16 protein-coding genes are annotated in these 14,537 nt (G+C 73.5%); 6 read left to right on the top strand and 10 right to left on the bottom strand.

The annotated features are described in order from the left end of the window. Nucleotides 1–974, bottom strand: a 974-nt coding sequence (locus tag ABZ193_RS01250; RefSeq protein ID WP_354708391.1) for an MFS transporter, incomplete at its 3' end; no start/stop codon positions are given. A 30-nt stretch (nt 975–1,004) separates the two neighbouring features. Between ABZ193_RS01250 and ABZ193_RS01245 the strand changes: the two genes are divergently transcribed. Next, nucleotides 1,005–2,048, top strand: a complete 1,044-nt coding sequence (locus tag ABZ193_RS01245; protein WP_354708390.1) for a LacI family DNA-binding transcriptional regulator — start codon at nt 1,005–1,007, stop codon at nt 2,046–2,048. Between the two features lie 542 nt (nt 2,049–2,590). Here the strand turns inward: ABZ193_RS01245 and ABZ193_RS01240 are convergent. From ABZ193_RS01240 to ABZ193_RS01230, 3 genes are all read right to left on the bottom strand, one after another. Then, nucleotides 2,591–2,974 carry a DUF3040 domain-containing protein gene (locus ABZ193_RS01240; RefSeq protein WP_020423361.1) on the bottom strand — a complete coding sequence of 128 codons (384 nt, stop codon included), beginning with the start codon at nt 2,972–2,974 and terminating at the stop codon, nt 2,591–2,593. Nucleotides 2,975–3,198: 224 nt separating this feature from the next. Beyond that, nucleotides 3,199–4,458 carry a DNA polymerase IV gene (gene dinB / locus ABZ193_RS01235; RefSeq protein ID WP_020423360.1) on the bottom strand — a complete coding sequence of 420 codons (1,260 nt, stop codon included), beginning with the start codon at nt 4,456–4,458 and terminating at the stop codon, nt 3,199–3,201. 37 nt (nt 4,459–4,495) lie between these two features. Then, the gene (locus ABZ193_RS01230; RefSeq protein ID WP_354708389.1) at nt 4,496–5,236 is read right to left on the bottom strand and encodes a methyltransferase domain-containing protein; all 741 of its coding nucleotides are present in this window, start codon (nt 5,234–5,236) and stop codon (nt 4,496–4,498) included. 63 nt (nt 5,237–5,299) lie between these two features. Between ABZ193_RS01230 and ABZ193_RS01225 the strand changes: the two genes are divergently transcribed. After that, a complete protein-coding gene (locus tag ABZ193_RS01225; protein ID WP_237337411.1) occupies nt 5,300–6,175 on the top strand; it encodes a ParA family protein in 876 nt (291 codons plus the stop codon). After that, nucleotides 6,162–7,001: a DNA-formamidopyrimidine glycosylase family protein gene (locus ABZ193_RS01220; protein WP_354708388.1), complete on the top strand. Its 840-nt coding sequence runs from the start codon at nt 6,162–6,164 to the stop codon at nt 6,999–7,001. The genes ABZ193_RS01225 and ABZ193_RS01220 overlap by 14 nt, the downstream gene beginning before the upstream one ends. Here ABZ193_RS01220 and ABZ193_RS01215 read toward each other — a convergent pair. Both ABZ193_RS01215 and ABZ193_RS01210 read right to left on the bottom strand, forming a co-directional pair. Continuing rightward, a complete protein-coding gene (locus ABZ193_RS01215) occupies nt 6,965–7,462 on the bottom strand; it encodes a hypothetical protein (protein WP_354708387.1) in 498 nt (165 codons plus the stop codon). The two genes, ABZ193_RS01220 and ABZ193_RS01215, sit on opposite strands and share 37 nt — an antisense overlap. Beyond that, the gene (locus tag ABZ193_RS01210; RefSeq protein WP_020423355.1) at nt 7,452–8,027 is read right to left on the bottom strand and encodes a hypothetical protein; all 576 of its coding nucleotides are present in this window, start codon (nt 8,025–8,027) and stop codon (nt 7,452–7,454) included. The genes ABZ193_RS01215 and ABZ193_RS01210 overlap by 11 nt, the downstream gene beginning before the upstream one ends. A 466-nt stretch (nt 8,028–8,493) precedes the next feature. On the opposite strand from ABZ193_RS01210, the gene ABZ193_RS01205 reads away from it, so the two are divergent. After that, complete coding sequence (locus tag ABZ193_RS01205) at nt 8,494–9,051, top strand: GNAT family protein (protein ID WP_020423354.1); 558 nt, start codon at nt 8,494–8,496, stop codon at nt 9,049–9,051. Between the two features lie 14 nt (nt 9,052–9,065). Next, nucleotides 9,066–10,157: a quinone-dependent dihydroorotate dehydrogenase gene (locus ABZ193_RS01200; protein WP_237337409.1), complete on the top strand. Its 1,092-nt coding sequence runs from the start codon at nt 9,066–9,068 to the stop codon at nt 10,155–10,157. Here ABZ193_RS01200 and ABZ193_RS01195 read toward each other — a convergent pair. After that, the gene (locus ABZ193_RS01195) at nt 10,090–11,184 is read right to left on the bottom strand and encodes an amidase (RefSeq protein WP_354708386.1); all 1,095 of its coding nucleotides are present in this window, start codon (nt 11,182–11,184) and stop codon (nt 10,090–10,092) included. The genes ABZ193_RS01200 and ABZ193_RS01195 overlap by 68 nt on opposite strands. 310 nt (nt 11,185–11,494) lie before the next feature. Here ABZ193_RS01195 and ABZ193_RS01190 point away from each other — a divergent pair, with 310 nt between their 5' ends. Continuing rightward, nucleotides 11,495–11,824, top strand: a complete 330-nt coding sequence (locus ABZ193_RS01190; protein WP_237337407.1) for a hypothetical protein — start codon at nt 11,495–11,497, stop codon at nt 11,822–11,824. Between the two features lie 250 nt (nt 11,825–12,074). On the opposite strand, the gene ABZ193_RS01185 is transcribed toward ABZ193_RS01190, so the two are convergent. The 3 genes from ABZ193_RS01185 to ABZ193_RS01175 all read right to left on the bottom strand — a co-directional run bounded on the left by ABZ193_RS01185 (nt 12,075) and on the right by ABZ193_RS01175 (nt 14,527). Further along, nucleotides 12,075–12,974: a hypothetical protein gene (locus ABZ193_RS01185; protein ID WP_354708385.1), complete on the bottom strand. Its 900-nt coding sequence runs from the start codon at nt 12,972–12,974 to the stop codon at nt 12,075–12,077. A gap of 11 nt (nt 12,975–12,985) precedes the next feature. Continuing rightward, complete coding sequence (locus ABZ193_RS01180) at nt 12,986–13,822, bottom strand: PspA/IM30 family protein (RefSeq protein WP_237337405.1); 837 nt, start codon at nt 13,820–13,822, stop codon at nt 12,986–12,988. Between the two features lie 255 nt (nt 13,823–14,077). Then, nucleotides 14,078–14,527, bottom strand: a complete 450-nt coding sequence (locus ABZ193_RS01175) for a helix-turn-helix transcriptional regulator (protein ID WP_354708384.1) — start codon at nt 14,525–14,527, stop codon at nt 14,078–14,080. Nucleotides 14,528–14,537 lie beyond the last annotated feature (10 nt).

Below are 14,537 nucleotides of genomic sequence, written 5' to 3'. Positions count from 1 at the left end.
GCGGACGCCAGGTCCGGCCGGTCCGCCACGCGCAGGACGGCGGCCTGCAGCACCACGCCCATGCCGCCGGCGGGCACGGCCCACAGCACGACCGCGGCGGCCGCGACCACGCCGGATCCGGCGAACAGCAGCACGAGCATGGTCGCCGCGAGACCGGCCGTGACGAGCAGCGCGGTGCCGCGCGGGTGGCTGTCCACCCGCCTGCCGATCAGGACCAGGCCGAGCAGGCCCGCCACGCCGTGCGCGAACAGCAGGCCGGAGGTCGCCGGACCGGTGAGGTGGACGGATTCCGCGATGATCGCGGTGATGTAGGTGAACACGGCGAAGTGCCCGGTCACCACCACCAGCGTGGCCAGGTTGACCGGCAGGAGGGCGCGGTTCAGCGACCCGCGCGGCGATGCCCGCGGCCCGGCAGGCGTCGGTTCGACGCTCGCGCGGATAACCACCGCCGAGAGCGCCGCCGCGGCGGCCACCGCGAAGACAGTGGCCCGCCAGCCGATCGTCCCCGCCAGCCACGAGGTCAGCGGCAGCCCGAAGAGGAACGCCAGCGAGTTCCCGGCGAACACCACCGCGGTGGCGCGGCCTGCCCGGTCCGGCCCGAGCAGCCGGGCGGCCATCGGCGCGACCACCGACCAGAACACCCCGTGCCCGGCCGCCGCGACCACCCGGGCGAGCACCGCGACGGCGTACCCGGGCGCGAGCGCGAGCAGCAGGTTCGACACCGCGATCGCCCCGACCGTGACCAGCACGGCCATGCGCCGGTCCCAGCGCGCGGTCAGCGCGACCAGCGGCACGACCGACACCGCGACCACGACCGCGTAGCCGGTCATGAGCAGCCCGACGGCCGAGCCGGGCACACCGAACCCCGCCGCCAGCTGCGGCAGCAGGGCGACGGGCAGGTTTTCCGAGGTCACGGACACGAAGCACGCGGCGCTGAGCGCTCCCAGCGCCACGCTCGTCCTTCCGGCTCGCATTGTGTAACGATACACAGCTAGGCTGGGGCCATGTCCAGCCCCGGAACGTCCCGAGTCACCATGGCCGAGGTGGCGCGCCGCAGCGGCGTCTCGCCGATGACGGTGTCCTACTGCTACAACCAGCCGGATCGCGTCGCGCCGGAGACGCTGCGCCGGGTGCGCGCGGTCGCTGCCGAGCTGGGCTACCGCGGTCCCGACCCGACGGCACGGTCACTGCGTCGTCGGCGCACCGGCACAATCGGGGTCGTGCTGGGCGAGCACCTCGCCTACGCCTTCGAAGACCCGCAGGCGCGCAGCTTCCTGACGGGGGTCGCCGAGGTCTGCCGGGAGCGCGGGACGGGCCTGAACCTGATCCCGACCACCGGCGGGGACACCGACGTCGAGCGCGTGACGTCGGCGTCGGTGGACGGCTACATCCTGTGGACGACCGCCGACAGCGATCCGGTGCTCCCCGTGGTGACCGGGCTGGGCAAGCCCGTGGCGGTGCACGGCGGCCCGGCCATGGACGGCGCGCGGGTGGTCACGATCGACAACCGGGCCTCGGCGCGGGAACTGGCCGCGCACGTCTTCGCCGGAGCGGCGCGGCCCGCGGTGCTGAGTTTTCCCTTCGGCCGCGAGCGCACGGCCCGGATGGCAACCGGGCCGGACCCGGATGGCGTGGAGTTCCCGGTGACGCGCGACCGGCTTCGCGGCATCCTCGACCACTGCCGGGACGCGGGCCTGGACACCCGTGCGCTGCCGGTGGCCGTGGTGGCCCGCAACGACCGGACGGAAGCGGCCGCGCAGGCCGACGCGCTGCTGGACACCGGCGCCGACGCGGTGGTGGCGATGAGCGACCAGCTCGCGTTCGCCGTCCTCGACGCGGCGCGCCGCCGGGGGCTGCGCGTGCCGGCGGACGTGGCGCTCGCCGGGTGGGACGACGGCCCGGAAGCGGAGCGGGAAGGCCTCACGACGATCACCCAGTCCCTGCACGACCAGGGCCGGGCCTGCGCGCTGATCGCCCTCGGCGCCGACGCGCCGGAGAACGGGACTTGGCGGCTCACGGTCCGGGCCAGCACCCGCAAGGGGTCTTGAGCGCTGCTCCCGCCACGCCCCGGAAGACCCGCCAGCGCTCAGAGCCACCCCGACGCCGACGCGCCGGAGAACGGGCCCTGAAGGCTCACGGCCCGGGCCACCACCCACACGAAGTCTTGAGCGCTGCTCCCGCCACGCCCCGGAAGACCCGCCAGCGCTCAGAGCCACCTCGGCGCCGACGCGCCGGAGAACGGGGCTTGGCGGCTCACGGCCCGGGCCACCACCCGCAAGGGGCCTTGAGCGCTGCTCCCGCCACGCCCCGGAAGACCCGCCAGCGCTCAGAGCCACCTCGGCGCCGACCCGCCGGAGAACGGGGCTTGGCGGCTCACGGCCCGGGCCACCACCCACACGAAGTCTTGAGCGGGGCCTGAAAGGGTCACCGTTCGGACAAGCACCGGCGCGAGGTCCTGAGCGGGCGCGCTTCGGCGCTGCCACGCCGCTGGGGCCGGCCTCGACGCGCCCGGAGCCACCTCAGCTCCACCGAGGGCGACCATGCGAAAGTGCCTACGCCCGGACGGGCGTAGGCACCTCGCGGAGAAGAACTACTGCTCTTCGAAGCGCTGGCGGAACCGCTCTTCCATCCGCTGCGTGAAGGAGCTCTTGGCCTTGGCGGCCTTGGCGCCGCCCTGTTTGCCGTCGCCCCCACCACGTCCGGACATGACCGCGAGCAGAACGCCCGCGAACATCACGACGAAACCGAACACGCTCATCAACGGCACGTCGGCGACCCACAGAGCCCGCACCATCACACCCAGTACGAGCAGAGCGACCCCGACGACGAACAGCGCGATCCCCTGGATTCGGCGGCGGCGGGCGGGCCGGCGGAACCGGGCACCGCGCACCGTAGACGCGAACTTGGGGTCCTCGGCATAGAGCTCGCGCTCGATCTGGTCGAGCAGCCGCTGCTCATGCTCGGAGAGTGGCATCTTTCCTCCTCCGGCACAGCTGTCGCGGGCGCCGGGCCGCGCAACGTCCTGGACCCAACAGACACCCCTAGTGGTGTCACTCTCCAGGATACGAGTCCTTCGCGATCAGGACTACCCGATCCCGCTCCAACCTGTGCCCCGTTTGGCTCAAATCTCCCCGCCGGCCTGGGCGCTGGTGGTCTTGCTGGGCTGTCGTCGTCCCTCTGCTCAACGTTTCACACGGCTCAGGGTTCCCCCCGAGGCGGGTCGGGGTCCGGCACGAGCAGTGACGCCGGACGCACAGCGGCGGAACCGAACTTCGACCGCGCCACGTCCGCCGCCACCTCCGCGTCCCGCCAGCGCGGCGCGGGCTGGTCGAAGGTCAGCTGCTCCGGCTCGGCCTCCCCGGTCAGCCCCTCCACCCGCACCCCGAGCAGGCGGACATCGGCCCCGGCGACCGCTTCCGCCAGCAGCGCCACCGCCGTCGAGTGGATCACCCGCGCCACGTCGGTGGCCGCGGGCAGGGTCCGCGCCCGCGTGATCGTGCGGAAGTCGGCGAACCGCACCTTGATCGACACGGTGCGACCGCGCAGCCCGCGCCGCCGCAGGCTCTCCGCGACGCGCTCGGACAGCCGCAGCAGCTCGCGCTCCAGCACCCTCGGGTCGCGCTGGTCGGTGTCGAAGGTGTGCTCGGCGCCCAGCGACTTCTCCGGCGAGTCGACCACCACGCCGCGCTCGTCGCGGCCGTGCGCCAGCGCGTGCAGGTGCTCGGCCGCGGCGTTGCCGACCGCCTTGCGCAGCCGCGGCAGCGGCGCCGCCGCGATGTCGGCGATCGTGGCCAGCCCGAGGCGCCGCAGGTTCTCCTCGGTCTTCTTCCCCACGCCCCACAGCGCGGAGATCGGCAGCGGGTGCAGGAACGACAGGGTCTGCCCGGCTGGCACCACCACCACGCCGTCCGGCTTCGCCATGCCCGACGCCAGTTTCGCCACGAACTTCACCGACGCGACTCCGACCGAGCAGGTGATGCCGTGCTCGGCCTGGACGCGGCGGCGGATCAGCGCGGCGATGCCCGCCGGCGTCTCCCCCAGCCGCCGCAGCGCGCCGCTGACGTCCAGGAACGCCTCGTCCAGGCTCAGCGGCTCCACGAGCGGCGTCAGCTCGCGGAAGATCGCCATCACGCCCTTGGACACCTCGCCGTAGAGCCCGTGCGTGGGCGGCAGGAACACCCCGTGCGGGCACAGCCGGCGCGCCACGGCGACCGGCATGGCCGCCCGCACGCCGTACTCGCGCGCCGGGTAGTTCGCCGACGTCACCACCGACCGCGGGCCGGCGCCCGCCACGATCACCGGCTTGTCCACCAGCTCCGGCCGCGTGCGCAGCTCCACGGCCGCGAAGAACGCGTCCATGTCGACGTGCAGCAGCCCGCAGCCCGTGTCGTCCGGCGTGTGCCCCGCGCTCACCCGGAACCGCTCGTATCCGGCCGGCAGGGCCGCGTTCCTACCCATCGCGGACGAGCCTACGCAGGGGGTCCGACAATTCCGGTCAGAGCCGGGCGAGCAGGTGCAGGCGGCTGGCGAGGTCGCGCAGCGGCGGGATCGCGCCCGCGGCGGCCTCGAAGTCGGCGAGGTCGTCGGCGGTGTACTGCTCCGACTCGACCTCCCCCAGCACGTCCGACACCACGCCGTCGCCCTGGAGCAGCTCGACGCGCAGTCCCGCGCCCGCCAGCAGGCCGCGCAGGCCGTCGGCGTCGAAGCGGCGCAGCAGGGTCTCCCCGTCGTCCGCGAGCACGCCGTCGGAACTGGTGAGCAGCACGTGCGCCTCGCGCACCCGGCCGCCCAGGGCGCGGTGCAGCGCCGCGGCGTGCCGGTTGGCGGCCAGCACGGACACCGCGCCGCCCGGCGCGACGATCCCGGCCAGCGCGCCGGCCACCGCGGCGGGGTCGTCGACGACCTCGAGCAGCCCGTGCGCCAGCACCAGGTCGGCGGAGCCGGCCGGGATCCGAGCGGCGAGCGCGTCGGTGTCGTCGGCGACGACGGTGATCGCCCCGCCGACGCCGGCCTCCTCGGCGCGCCGCCGCAGGGTCGCCAGCGCGTTCGGGCTCGGCTCGACCACCGTCACCCGGCAGCCCTCGGCGGCCAGCGGCACCGCCCAGACCCCGCTGCCGCCGCCGACGTCGACGACGGCCGGTTCGCTGGTGCCTCGTTCCCGCGCCCGGTCGAGCTCGGCCCGCAGTGCCCGCCAGACCGTGCCGGAGCCGCGTGCTGTCCCGGTGTCCGTTCGCATGGCGGACAGCGTAGTGAGCCCGGTCCGGGCGCTCGCCGTGGCACTCCGGCTACGCTCGACCCCGTGCACACGGTCGCCGTACTCAGCCTCAAGGGTGGTGTCGGCAAAACCACGGTCGCGCTGGGCATCGCCTCGGCTGCGCTCCGTAGGGGAGCGCGCACGCTGGTGGCCGATCTCGACCCGCAGGGCAACGCCACCGCCACCCTCGACCCGCCCTACACCGAGGCCACGCTGGCCGACGTGCTCGCCACCCCGGTCCGCGACGTGCTGCGGCAGGCCGTGGCGCCGAGCGCGTGGAGCCCCGAGGTGGACGTGCTGGTCGGGGCGGAGGAACTCGAACTGCTCAACGAGCCGGGGCCGGACGACGACAAGGTCGGCAACCTCTCCCTGGCGCTCGACGAGCTGCACGAGCGCCCTCTGCGCGGCCGCCCGTACGAGCTGGCGATCCTGGACTGCCCGCCCTCGCTCGGGCGGCTGACGAAGTCGGCCCTGGTCGCCGCCGACAGCGCGATCCTGGTCACCGAGCCGACGATGTACGCGGTGAGCGGCGCGCAGCGCGCGCTGGAGGCGATCGAGCGGATCCGCGACGAGCACAACCCGGACCTCAAGGCGGCCGGGGTGCTGGTGAACCGGCTGCGGCCGCGCTCGCACGAGCACCAGTTCCGCATCGCCGAACTGCGCGAGTCCTTCGGCGGCCTGGTGATGCCCACGGCGATCCCGGACCGGCTCGCGGTGCAGCAGGCGCAGGGCGCGTGCAGCCCCATCCACGAGTGGCACTCCCCCGGCGCCCAGGAGGTCGCGCTGACCTTCAACATGGTGCTGGCCAAGATCCTGCGCTCGAACCGGGCCGGGCGGCACCGCATCGACCGGGAGCCGCCCGCCGAGAGCACCGGCCCGATCCCCCGGATCGCGCGGACCGCGGACGATGCCCGAAGGTGACACGGTCTTCCTGGCCGGCAAGAAGGTCGAGAAGGCCCTCGCCGGCCGCGTGCTGACGCGCACCGACTTCCGGCACCCGGCGCTGGCCACCACCGACCTGGCCGGCTCGACGGTGCTCGGTGTGCGGACGGTGGGCAAGCACCTGTTCTTCCGCTTCTCGCCGGACCTGAGCCTGCACAGCCACCTGAAGATGGACGGCTCGTGGGAGATCACCCGGCCCGGTTCCCGCTGGCGGCACCCGGCGCACCACGCGCGGGTGGTGCTGGAGGCCGGGGGCGTGCAGGTCGTCGGGTTCCGCGTGCACGACCTGGAACTGCTGCCCACCGCAGAGGAGTCCCGCCTGGTCGGCCACCTCGGGCCGGACCTGCTCGATCCACAGTGGAGCGACGAGCACGAGGCCCGCGCGGTGGCGGCGCTGACGCGTGAACCGGGCCGGGAGCTCGGGCTCGCGTTGCTCGACCAGCGCCTGATGGCGGGTGTGGGCAACCTCTACAAGTGCGAGATCTGCTTCCTGCTCGGCGTGACGCCGTGGACACCGGTGTCCGAATTGGACGCGGCGAAGGTGGTCCGGCTGGCGCGGAAGCTGTTGCTGGCCAACGCCTGGCGGCACGAGCAGAGCACCACCGGCGACCTCGCCCGCGGCCGACGGAACTGGGTGTACGAGCGAACCAGGCAGGGCTGCTTCCGGTGCGGGGGCCGGCTCCGGGTCGAAGACCAGGGCCGGGACCCCCACGACGTCCAGGCGCGCCCCACCTGGTTCTGCCCGCGCTGCCAGCGCGGGCCCTCGCCTCAGCTGCGCAGCAGCTCGTTGAAGAACGTCCGGTAGCGCCGCAGCGCCAGCCGCAGGTCCTCGGTGGCGGCCTCACCGCGCTGCCACTGGGCCTCCAGCCCGTGCTTGTGGTCGGCGAAGGTCTGCGCGAGCGCCTGCATGACCTCGGCCACCAGCTGGTCGGCGTCCCGCAGCGTCCGCTGTGGATCGTCGACGAACGAGGTCTGCACCTCGCGCCAGCGGTCGCGGAACTCGCTGACCTGCTCGGGGCGGAACAGCTCGACGCGCTCCTCGCCGTCGGCCTGCCTGCCGGCCGGTTCCTCGGTCACGCCCTGGCTCGCCGCGGCCTCGGCCGGGATGGTGCGCCCGGCCGGCTGTTCGGCCATCGGCTGCGCGGGTGATCCCTGAGGCGCCGGATCCTGCTGTGCGCCCAGAGTTTCCCGCTGCGACTCCTGCTGACGAGGCGTCACCAGGTCGTCGGTGCTCAGGCCGTCGGCGGTGCGGTCCTCAGCGCGCATGGTGGCGGTCCCCCTCCTGCCCGGGGCGGACGTCGGCGTCGCCGAGCAGGTCCTCGAACACCTGCCGGTAGTGGACCATCGCCTTGCGCAGGTCCTCGGTGGACGCCTCGGTCCGCTGGTGCCCCTGCGTGATGTCGTGGGCGCGGCGGTAGTGCTCGATCGTGTCGGCGTGCTCGACGGAGAGGTCCCGGTGCTGCTGCTCGTAGCCCTCGGTCGGGTAGCCGCGCTCGGCCATCAGCGAGGTGAGCAGGCGGTCGGCCTCCAGGATGGCCGCGCCGGGCCGGTCGACGAACTGCTGCTGCACCAGCGACCACTGCTGGCGGTAGCGCTGGCGGGCGGTGTCCGGCAGCGGCCGGATGTCCAGCTCGCTGTGCCGCTTCTCCCGCTCGGCCAGGTCGCGCTCGGCGGCCCGCTTGCTCTTGCCGCCCTCGACGGCCCGCTCGTACTCGGGCCCGAACCTCTCCTGCAGGCGCCTGCGCCGCATCTGGGCGCGGGCCAGCAGGGCGATCCCGAGGATCACCACGATCGCGACGACGACGATCAGAACGACCACGGACGTGGACATCGCATTCTCTCCCGTTGGTGCGAACCAGCCCCCCGGTCACCCGATCGGGTACACCTGCCGGGGAGGCCCGAAACCCGGCATTCCGGCATGGATCGATCCAGTGCGCGGCGCGGGGGCGGGCGGAAAATTCCCCTCCGCGCGGGTGAGAACGGCCACGCCCGCCGGCCCGGAAATGCAGTTGCCGCAGGGGCACCGGCACGCCTAGCGTTGCTGGTACACGGGAAAGGAGGTGGTCCAAAGTTGTGTAGCAACGGGACTCGTGAGGTGGCTGTCCGCTAGCGGATGCCACACCCTGGACTGCTGGTGAATACCAGACAGCCACCGCCCCCCGGCGTTTCCGAGCACTGGTCCGGCTCGGGCCCGAACGGCTGACGACGGTCGGGAGTCGCGCCGGGGGTTCCCCCCAATCCCCTAATTCTCCGGGAAACGCCCCCGAAGATCGTCCGGGGCGCGCTATCCTTCGCCGGTGCTGCAGCCCGCGTACCCGCTGAAGACCGCACGGCTGATCCTCCGCCCGTTCACCAAGGCGGATCTGAACGCGCTGCACTCCTTCCAGTCCCGCCCGGACGTCACGCGGTACCTCTACTGGGAACCGCGCACCCGCGCCGAGACCGCGGCCGTCCTCGAGGACAAGATCGCCCGCTCGACGCTGACCGAGCCCGGCGAGTACCTGGCCATCGCCGTCGAGCTGATCGACACCGGTGAGCTGATCGGCGACCTCACCCTGTGGTGGACCAGCCGCGAGCACGCCAGCGGCGAGATCGGGGTCGTGTTCCACCCCCAGCACCACGGCAAGGGCTACGCCGCCGAGGCGGCCACCGAGCTGTTCCGGCTCGGGTTCGACGAACTGGGCCTGCACCGCATCCACGGCCGCTGCGACAGCCGCAACGTGGCCTCGGCGTCCCTGATGGAGGGACTGGGCATGCGGCGCGAGGCGCACCTGCGGGAGAACGAGCTCGTCAAGGGTGAGTGGACCGACGAGCTCGTCTACGCCATGCTGTCGTCGGAGTGGAAACGGCGCTGAGCGAAGATGGGGACGTGCTCTTCGACAGGCTGATCCGTCCCGCGCTCTACCGGCTCAACGACAACGACCCCGAGAAGGTGCACGAACGCACCCTCCGCGTGCTGTCCCGGCTCGCCGACGTCCCGCCCGCGCTGGCCGCGGCGCGGCGCCGGTTCGCCGTCTCGGACCCGGTGACGTTGTTCGGGCTGCGGTTCGCCAACCGGGTCGGCCTGGCCGCCGGGATGGACAAGGACGGGCGCGCCCTGGCGGCGTGGCCCGCGCTCGGGTTCGGGTTCGTCGAAGTGGGCACCGTCACGCGGCTCGCGCAGCCGGGCAACCCGAAGCCGCGGCTGTTCACGCTGCCGCACAGCGACGCGGTGATCAACCGCATGGGGTTCAACAACTCCGGCGCGGCCGCGCTGGCGCAGCGGCTGGCCGCCAAGGGGAAGCCGGACATCCCGCTGGGCGTGTCGATCGGCAAGTCCAAAGCGACCCCGCTGGAGGAGGCGGTAGCCGACTACCAGGAGTCGTTGCGGGCGCTGTACCCGTGGGCGGACTACTTCGCGATCAACGTCAGCTCCCCCAACACGCCCGGGTTGAGGGCGCTGCAGGACCGGGAGGCGCTGGCCGAGCTGCTCGCGGAGCTGGGCCGCACCGGTGAGGAGCTGGCCGCGGCGGCCGGGAAGCCGGCGACGCCGCTGCTGGTCAAGGTCGCGCCCGACCTGACCGACGACGCGCTCGCCGAGCTGCTCGAGGTGTGCGACGAGCACGGCGTGTCCGGGATCATCGCGACCAACACCACGCTGGGCCGGGACGGGCTGGCCGCGGACGAAGCCGCGGTGGGCGCGGAGACCGGCGGGCTGTCCGGCAGGCCGCTCACCGAGCGGGCGCGGGAGGTCGTGGAGTTCGTGCACCGGCACACCGAGGGTACGGTGCCGATCATCGGCGTGGGCGGGATCTCGACCGGCGACGACGCGCGGCGGATGCTGGACGCCGGGGCGAGCCTGATCCAGCTCTACACCGGGTTCGCCCTGCACGGGCCCGGGCTGGTGCGCGGCATCAACCGAGCCCTGGCCGGTTCGCGGTCCGATGACGCAGGTAGGCCCGCCAGTCCCCGAACTCCGTGATGTCGGGGGCCGGTGCCGGGTGGCTGAGCAGGGCGGTGGCGGTTTCGCCGTCGTCCAGTTCGACCGGGCCGAGCGTCATCGGCGGCGGCAGCGCGGCCCGGAACCGCGCGAGGCTGCCCGGGGCGAGCAGCCAGCGTTCGCCTCGCAGTGCCGCGCCGTCGTCGCCCGGGTGCACGCCGGCTTGGCCGTCGAGGGCGAGCATCCGGTAGCGGGGCGCGGTGCGGACCTCGCCGGTGAAGCGGGCGCCGAGGTCGCGCAGCTCGGCGTTGCGTGGTTGCCCGCGCAGGTGCGCGCCGAACACGACGAGCGCGGTTCCCGTTGCGGGGTAAGGGTTCTTCAGCTGTTCGCCGGTGAGCAGGGCGGCAAGGTCGATGAGCACCTGGTCGTCGAAGGGGCGGCCGCGGAAGCGCACGCCGTGTGCGCTGACCTCCGGGCCGTCGGACGTCTCGGTGCGCTGCCCGAGGGGGACCATCGAGGTGGCGGTGTCCATTGTGGTCACTTCGGCCCCGGCGACGAGCAGTTCCCCCACGGCGTGGCGCAGCGTGGTCCGGTGCTTGGTCGAGACGGTGAGCCGGGGGCGTTCTCCGGCGGCGAGGCGGACGTCGGCGGGCCAGGCGCCGGGATCGGTGAGGGCGGTCAGGGCTCGGCAGCCGTCGGCGAGGGTGCCGGCGACGACGGCGCCTGCCGCGGGGAGCAGCCCGGCGGTCGGGGTGAGGCAGACGACGTCCGGTCGCTGGGGCGCCTGCGTGGTGAGGGCGAGGCCGATCAGCCCGAGTGCCACCAGCTCGGCGGCGTCCGCTCCGCCGCGGGCGGTGCCGAGGACGACGGCGCCGGCCTCGGCCAGCCGCCGGACCGGGTCCGCGGTGGGTGAGATACCGTCCTCGACGGCGGCGAGCAGCCCGGCGAGCGGGAGGCCCCCGTGGTCGTCGACGGCCTTGGCGTCGACGAGGACGTCCTCGTCCGCGCGGAGGGTGGCCCACAGCTCCGGCCGGTCGGCGATCGCGATGAGGTCGAGGGCGGCGGCCACGGCACGCCGCGCACTGGCCGGCGCCGGTGGAGGCGGAGGAGGCTCGGGCGGAAGCGGCGGGTTGTCCATCCTCCGACGGTAGGGAGGCGATGTTCCGCCGCGGTTACGCCGCGACGGGCATGGTCAATTTGTCGTTAATCCGATGCGCGCTCGAGGCAGCACCACCCCGAACGGCGGCTTGACGGGTGGCTCGGGTCGCCGGTGCCGGTGGCACCGTGCCCGCCGAGCACGGCATGGCGTGCGCCGGGCCGGAGTGCGCACCGAGGAAGGTGCCGCCCGCGCCGATCAAATGAGACTCGCCACGCTGAGTGTGCGACTCGCGCGGACCAACACGGGACTCGCCGCGCCGAGCGTGCGACTCGCGCCCACCAACGCGGGACTCGCGCGTCACGCGCGGGACTCGCGGACGATCGTGGAACCCGCCGCGTCGCACGCGCCACTCCCGTCCACCACCGCGGAACTCGCCGCGCCGCACGCGCCACTCCCGGCCACCTACATGGAACCCGCCACGCTGAACGTGCGACTCGCGCCACCACCGCGGAACCCACCGCGCCGCACGCGGGACTCGCGGACGGTCGCGGAACTCGCCGCGCCGCACGCGCCACTCCCGGCCACCTACATGGAACCCGCCGCGCGCTGAACGCGGGACTCGCGCCCACCACCGAGGAACCCACCGCGCCGAGCGCGGAGCTGGCGTCCACCACATGGAACCCGCCGCGCCGAACGCGCGACTCGCGCGGACCAGTACGGGACTCGCCGCGCCGACCGTGCAACTCCCGCCGAGCAGCGCGGGACTCGCGCCCACCGACATGGAACCCGCCGCGCCGCACGCGCCACTCCCGCCCACCACCGCCCCGCACGCGTGGGCCGCGAGCCGGTGGGGCCCGGAGTCAGGTGGAGAGTTCGCGGAGCGCCAGGGCCAGTCCGGCGAGCCGGTCGGTCGCGTCGGTCAGGAAGAGGCGCGAGTCGGCGAGGCCGTGGCTGCTCGCGGCGACCGCGCGGCCCGCCGCGGCGACCAGGGCTCCGAAGCTCTCCACCCCGTCGTCCAGCTGCTCCCGCAGCGTGGCGATCGCCGAGTCCAGCGCGGCCCGCTCGCCGGCCGGGGCCGCGTCGCGTGCTCGCTCGATCGACTGGATCCGCAGGGCCAGCGCCCGCAGCGCCGTCGCGGCCTCGGCGGCCGTCGACCGGGCGTCGGCCACCGAGTACTCCGGCACCGGCGCCGCGCCGAGCGCCGAGGGCTCCGACAACTGCCGCAGCAGGTCGGCCAGCGTCGACTCGCACTCGGCGAGCCGCTGCATCGCGGGGCGTGCCGCGGAACCGGACGGCGGCAGCGGCGGCGGGGTGGTGCTGACCGGCAGCACGACCCGGTTCAGCTGCCGCAGCCGCAGCCCCGAGCGCACCGACAACGTCGTGAACACGACCGCGCCGAAGATCCCCGGCGCCGCCTCGGCCACTCCGCCCGCCCCGGCGAGCCCGAACCAGCCGATCACGGCGTACAGCACGAACAGCACCGAAGCCATGATCCACAGCGTCAGCGCCCGCGAGGTCCGCTGCTTGCGCCGCGCCAGCTTCGCCTCGGGCGAGTTCCACGCGACCCACTTCGCGCGGGCCTCGTTGAGCACCGGCATCGCCTGGGAGACGACCTTCGGCCGCGTCCCCGAGCCGGACGAGCCCTGCTCCGTGTACCGCTGCAGCTTCTGCTGCGCGCGCTGCGCGTAGTCGGGCAGGCGCTCGATGTGCTTTTCCAGTTTCGCCTGGAACTGCGAGAAGTCCCGCCTGCCCGACGCCATCGCCTACCCGCTCAGGCCTGGTTCTTCTGCTGCTCGGCCTGGACGCGCGACTCGATCTCGCGCTGGATGTCCGCCGCCGGCGACGCCGCCTTCTCACCGGAGCCGGAGGTCACCTGCGCGACCGAGTCGCCCCGCATGGACGCCCGGATCTGCTCCAGCCGCGAGCTGCCCGCCATCTGCGTGGTGGCCTGCTGCACCTCGAGCATGCGGCCCTGCACCGAGTTCTGCGCCAGCTCCGCCTGGCCCAGCGCGGTGGTGTAGCGGCGCTCGATCTTCTCCCGCACCTCTTCCAGCGACGGGGTGTTGCCCGGCGCGGTGAGCTGCGACATCTGGTTGAGCGAGGCCGACACCTGCTCCTGCATCTTGGCCTGCTCCAGCTGCGAGAGCAGCTTGGTGCGCTCGGCCAGCTTCTGCTGCAGCATCGCCGAGTTGCGCTCGACGGCCTGCTTCGCCTGCGCGGCGGCCTGCAGGGCCTGGTCGTGCAGCGTCTTGAGGTCCTCGATGCTCTGCTCGGCCGTGACCAGCTGGGTGGCGAACGACTCCGCGGCCACCTCGTACTGCTGGGCCTTCTGCTCGTCCCCCTTGGCGCGAGCCTCGTCGGCCAGCACCAGCGCCTGCCGCGCCGACGCCTGCAGCTTCTCGACCTCGGCGAGCTGGCGGTTGAGCTTCATCTCCAGCTGCCGCTGGTTACCGATAACCGCGGCGGCCTGCTGGGAGAGCGCCTGGTGGTTGCGCTGCGCCTCCTCGATGGCCTGCTGGATCTGCACCTTCGGGTCGGCGTGCTCGTCGATCTTCGACGAGAACGACGCCATGAGGTACTTCCAGAACTTCACGAAAGGGTTGGCCATCTCCTCCGCCTGCCTTCTAGATCCCTGCCTGGGTGTCGCCGATGGTCGCCCGGCGTCGTCTCTCCCCTGTCTGAGCAACGCCGCGACCCCGGGGTGGGTTCCATCGTGTCAGGTCGCGCCCGTGTGTTCCAGGCGACCCCGGGGGATTTCAGGGACGACCCTGACCGGCCTCCCCGGACCGGACGCGCGAAGGCCACCGCCGGGGCGCGCGGCGCCCGGACGGTGGCCTTCTCGTCGGATGTTCTCAGCGGGTGATCAGACCGCGACCATCTTCGGCGCGCGGATGGTGGTGCGCAGCGACGGCCCGACCCGCTGACCGGAAACCCGCAGGTCCGACAGGTCGTTGCCGATCACGCCGTCGATGAGGCGGCCGCTTTCGAGCCGGCCCGTCGCGGCGGACGGCGCACCCGTCTTGCGCACGCGGCCCTCGCTCTCGGCGGTCTCGGGCATCGTCGGCACGTCCACGCTCTCCAGAGCCGAGATGTCGGCGGCGACGTTGCTCAGCAGCTCGGCCAGCGGCAGCTCGAGCGCCTCGCAGATGGACGCCAGCAGTTCACTGGACGCCTCCTTCTGCCCGCGCTCCACCTCGGACAGGTAGCCGAGGCTGACCTTGGCGGCGCGGGAGATGTCGCGCAGTGTGCGACGCTTGTTGGTGCGGGCATGCCGGAGCCGGTCGCCGATCGCCTCGCGCAGGAGCACGGTCATCGCGCGCCTC

Origin of the sequence: Amycolatopsis sp. NPDC006125, assembly GCF_040614195.1 — a bacterium.
Classification (GTDB): Bacteria; Actinomycetota; Actinomycetes; order Mycobacteriales; family Pseudonocardiaceae; genus Amycolatopsis_E; species Amycolatopsis_E tucumanensis.
Note: the sequence above shows the minus strand (reverse complement) of the source record. Positions and strands in the feature narration are given on the sequence as shown.

What these genes read in the sequence shown, in the direction of transcription:
- ABZ193_RS01220 (WP_354708388.1), top strand. Translation starts at nt 6,162, where the DNA reads ATGCCCGAAGGTGACACGGTCTTCCTGGCCGGCAAGAAGGTCGAGAAG.
- ABZ193_RS01240 (WP_020423361.1), bottom strand. Translation starts at nt 2,974, where the DNA reads ATGCCACTCTCCGAGCATGAGCAGCGGCTGCTCGACCAGATCGAGCGC.
- ABZ193_RS01245 (WP_354708390.1), top strand. Translation starts at nt 1,005, where the DNA reads ATGTCCAGCCCCGGAACGTCCCGAGTCACCATGGCCGAGGTGGCGCGC.
- ABZ193_RS01210 (WP_020423355.1), bottom strand. Translation starts at nt 8,027, where the DNA reads ATGTCCACGTCCGTGGTCGTTCTGATCGTCGTCGTCGCGATCGTGGTG.
- ABZ193_RS01185 (WP_354708385.1), bottom strand. Translation starts at nt 12,974, where the DNA reads ATGGCGTCGGGCAGGCGGGACTTCTCGCAGTTCCAGGCGAAACTGGAA.
- dinB (WP_020423360.1), bottom strand. Translation starts at nt 4,458, where the DNA reads ATGGGTAGGAACGCGGCCCTGCCGGCCGGATACGAGCGGTTCCGGGTG.
- ABZ193_RS01230 (WP_354708389.1), bottom strand. Translation starts at nt 5,236, where the DNA reads ATGCGAACGGACACCGGGACAGCACGCGGCTCCGGCACGGTCTGGCGG.
- ABZ193_RS01175 (WP_354708384.1), bottom strand. Translation starts at nt 14,527, where the DNA reads ATGACCGTGCTCCTGCGCGAGGCGATCGGCGACCGGCTCCGGCATGCC.
- ABZ193_RS01215 (WP_354708387.1), bottom strand. Translation starts at nt 7,462, where the DNA reads ATGCGCGCTGAGGACCGCACCGCCGACGGCCTGAGCACCGACGACCTG.
- ABZ193_RS01180 (WP_237337405.1), bottom strand. Translation starts at nt 13,822, where the DNA reads ATGGCCAACCCTTTCGTGAAGTTCTGGAAGTACCTCATGGCGTCGTTC.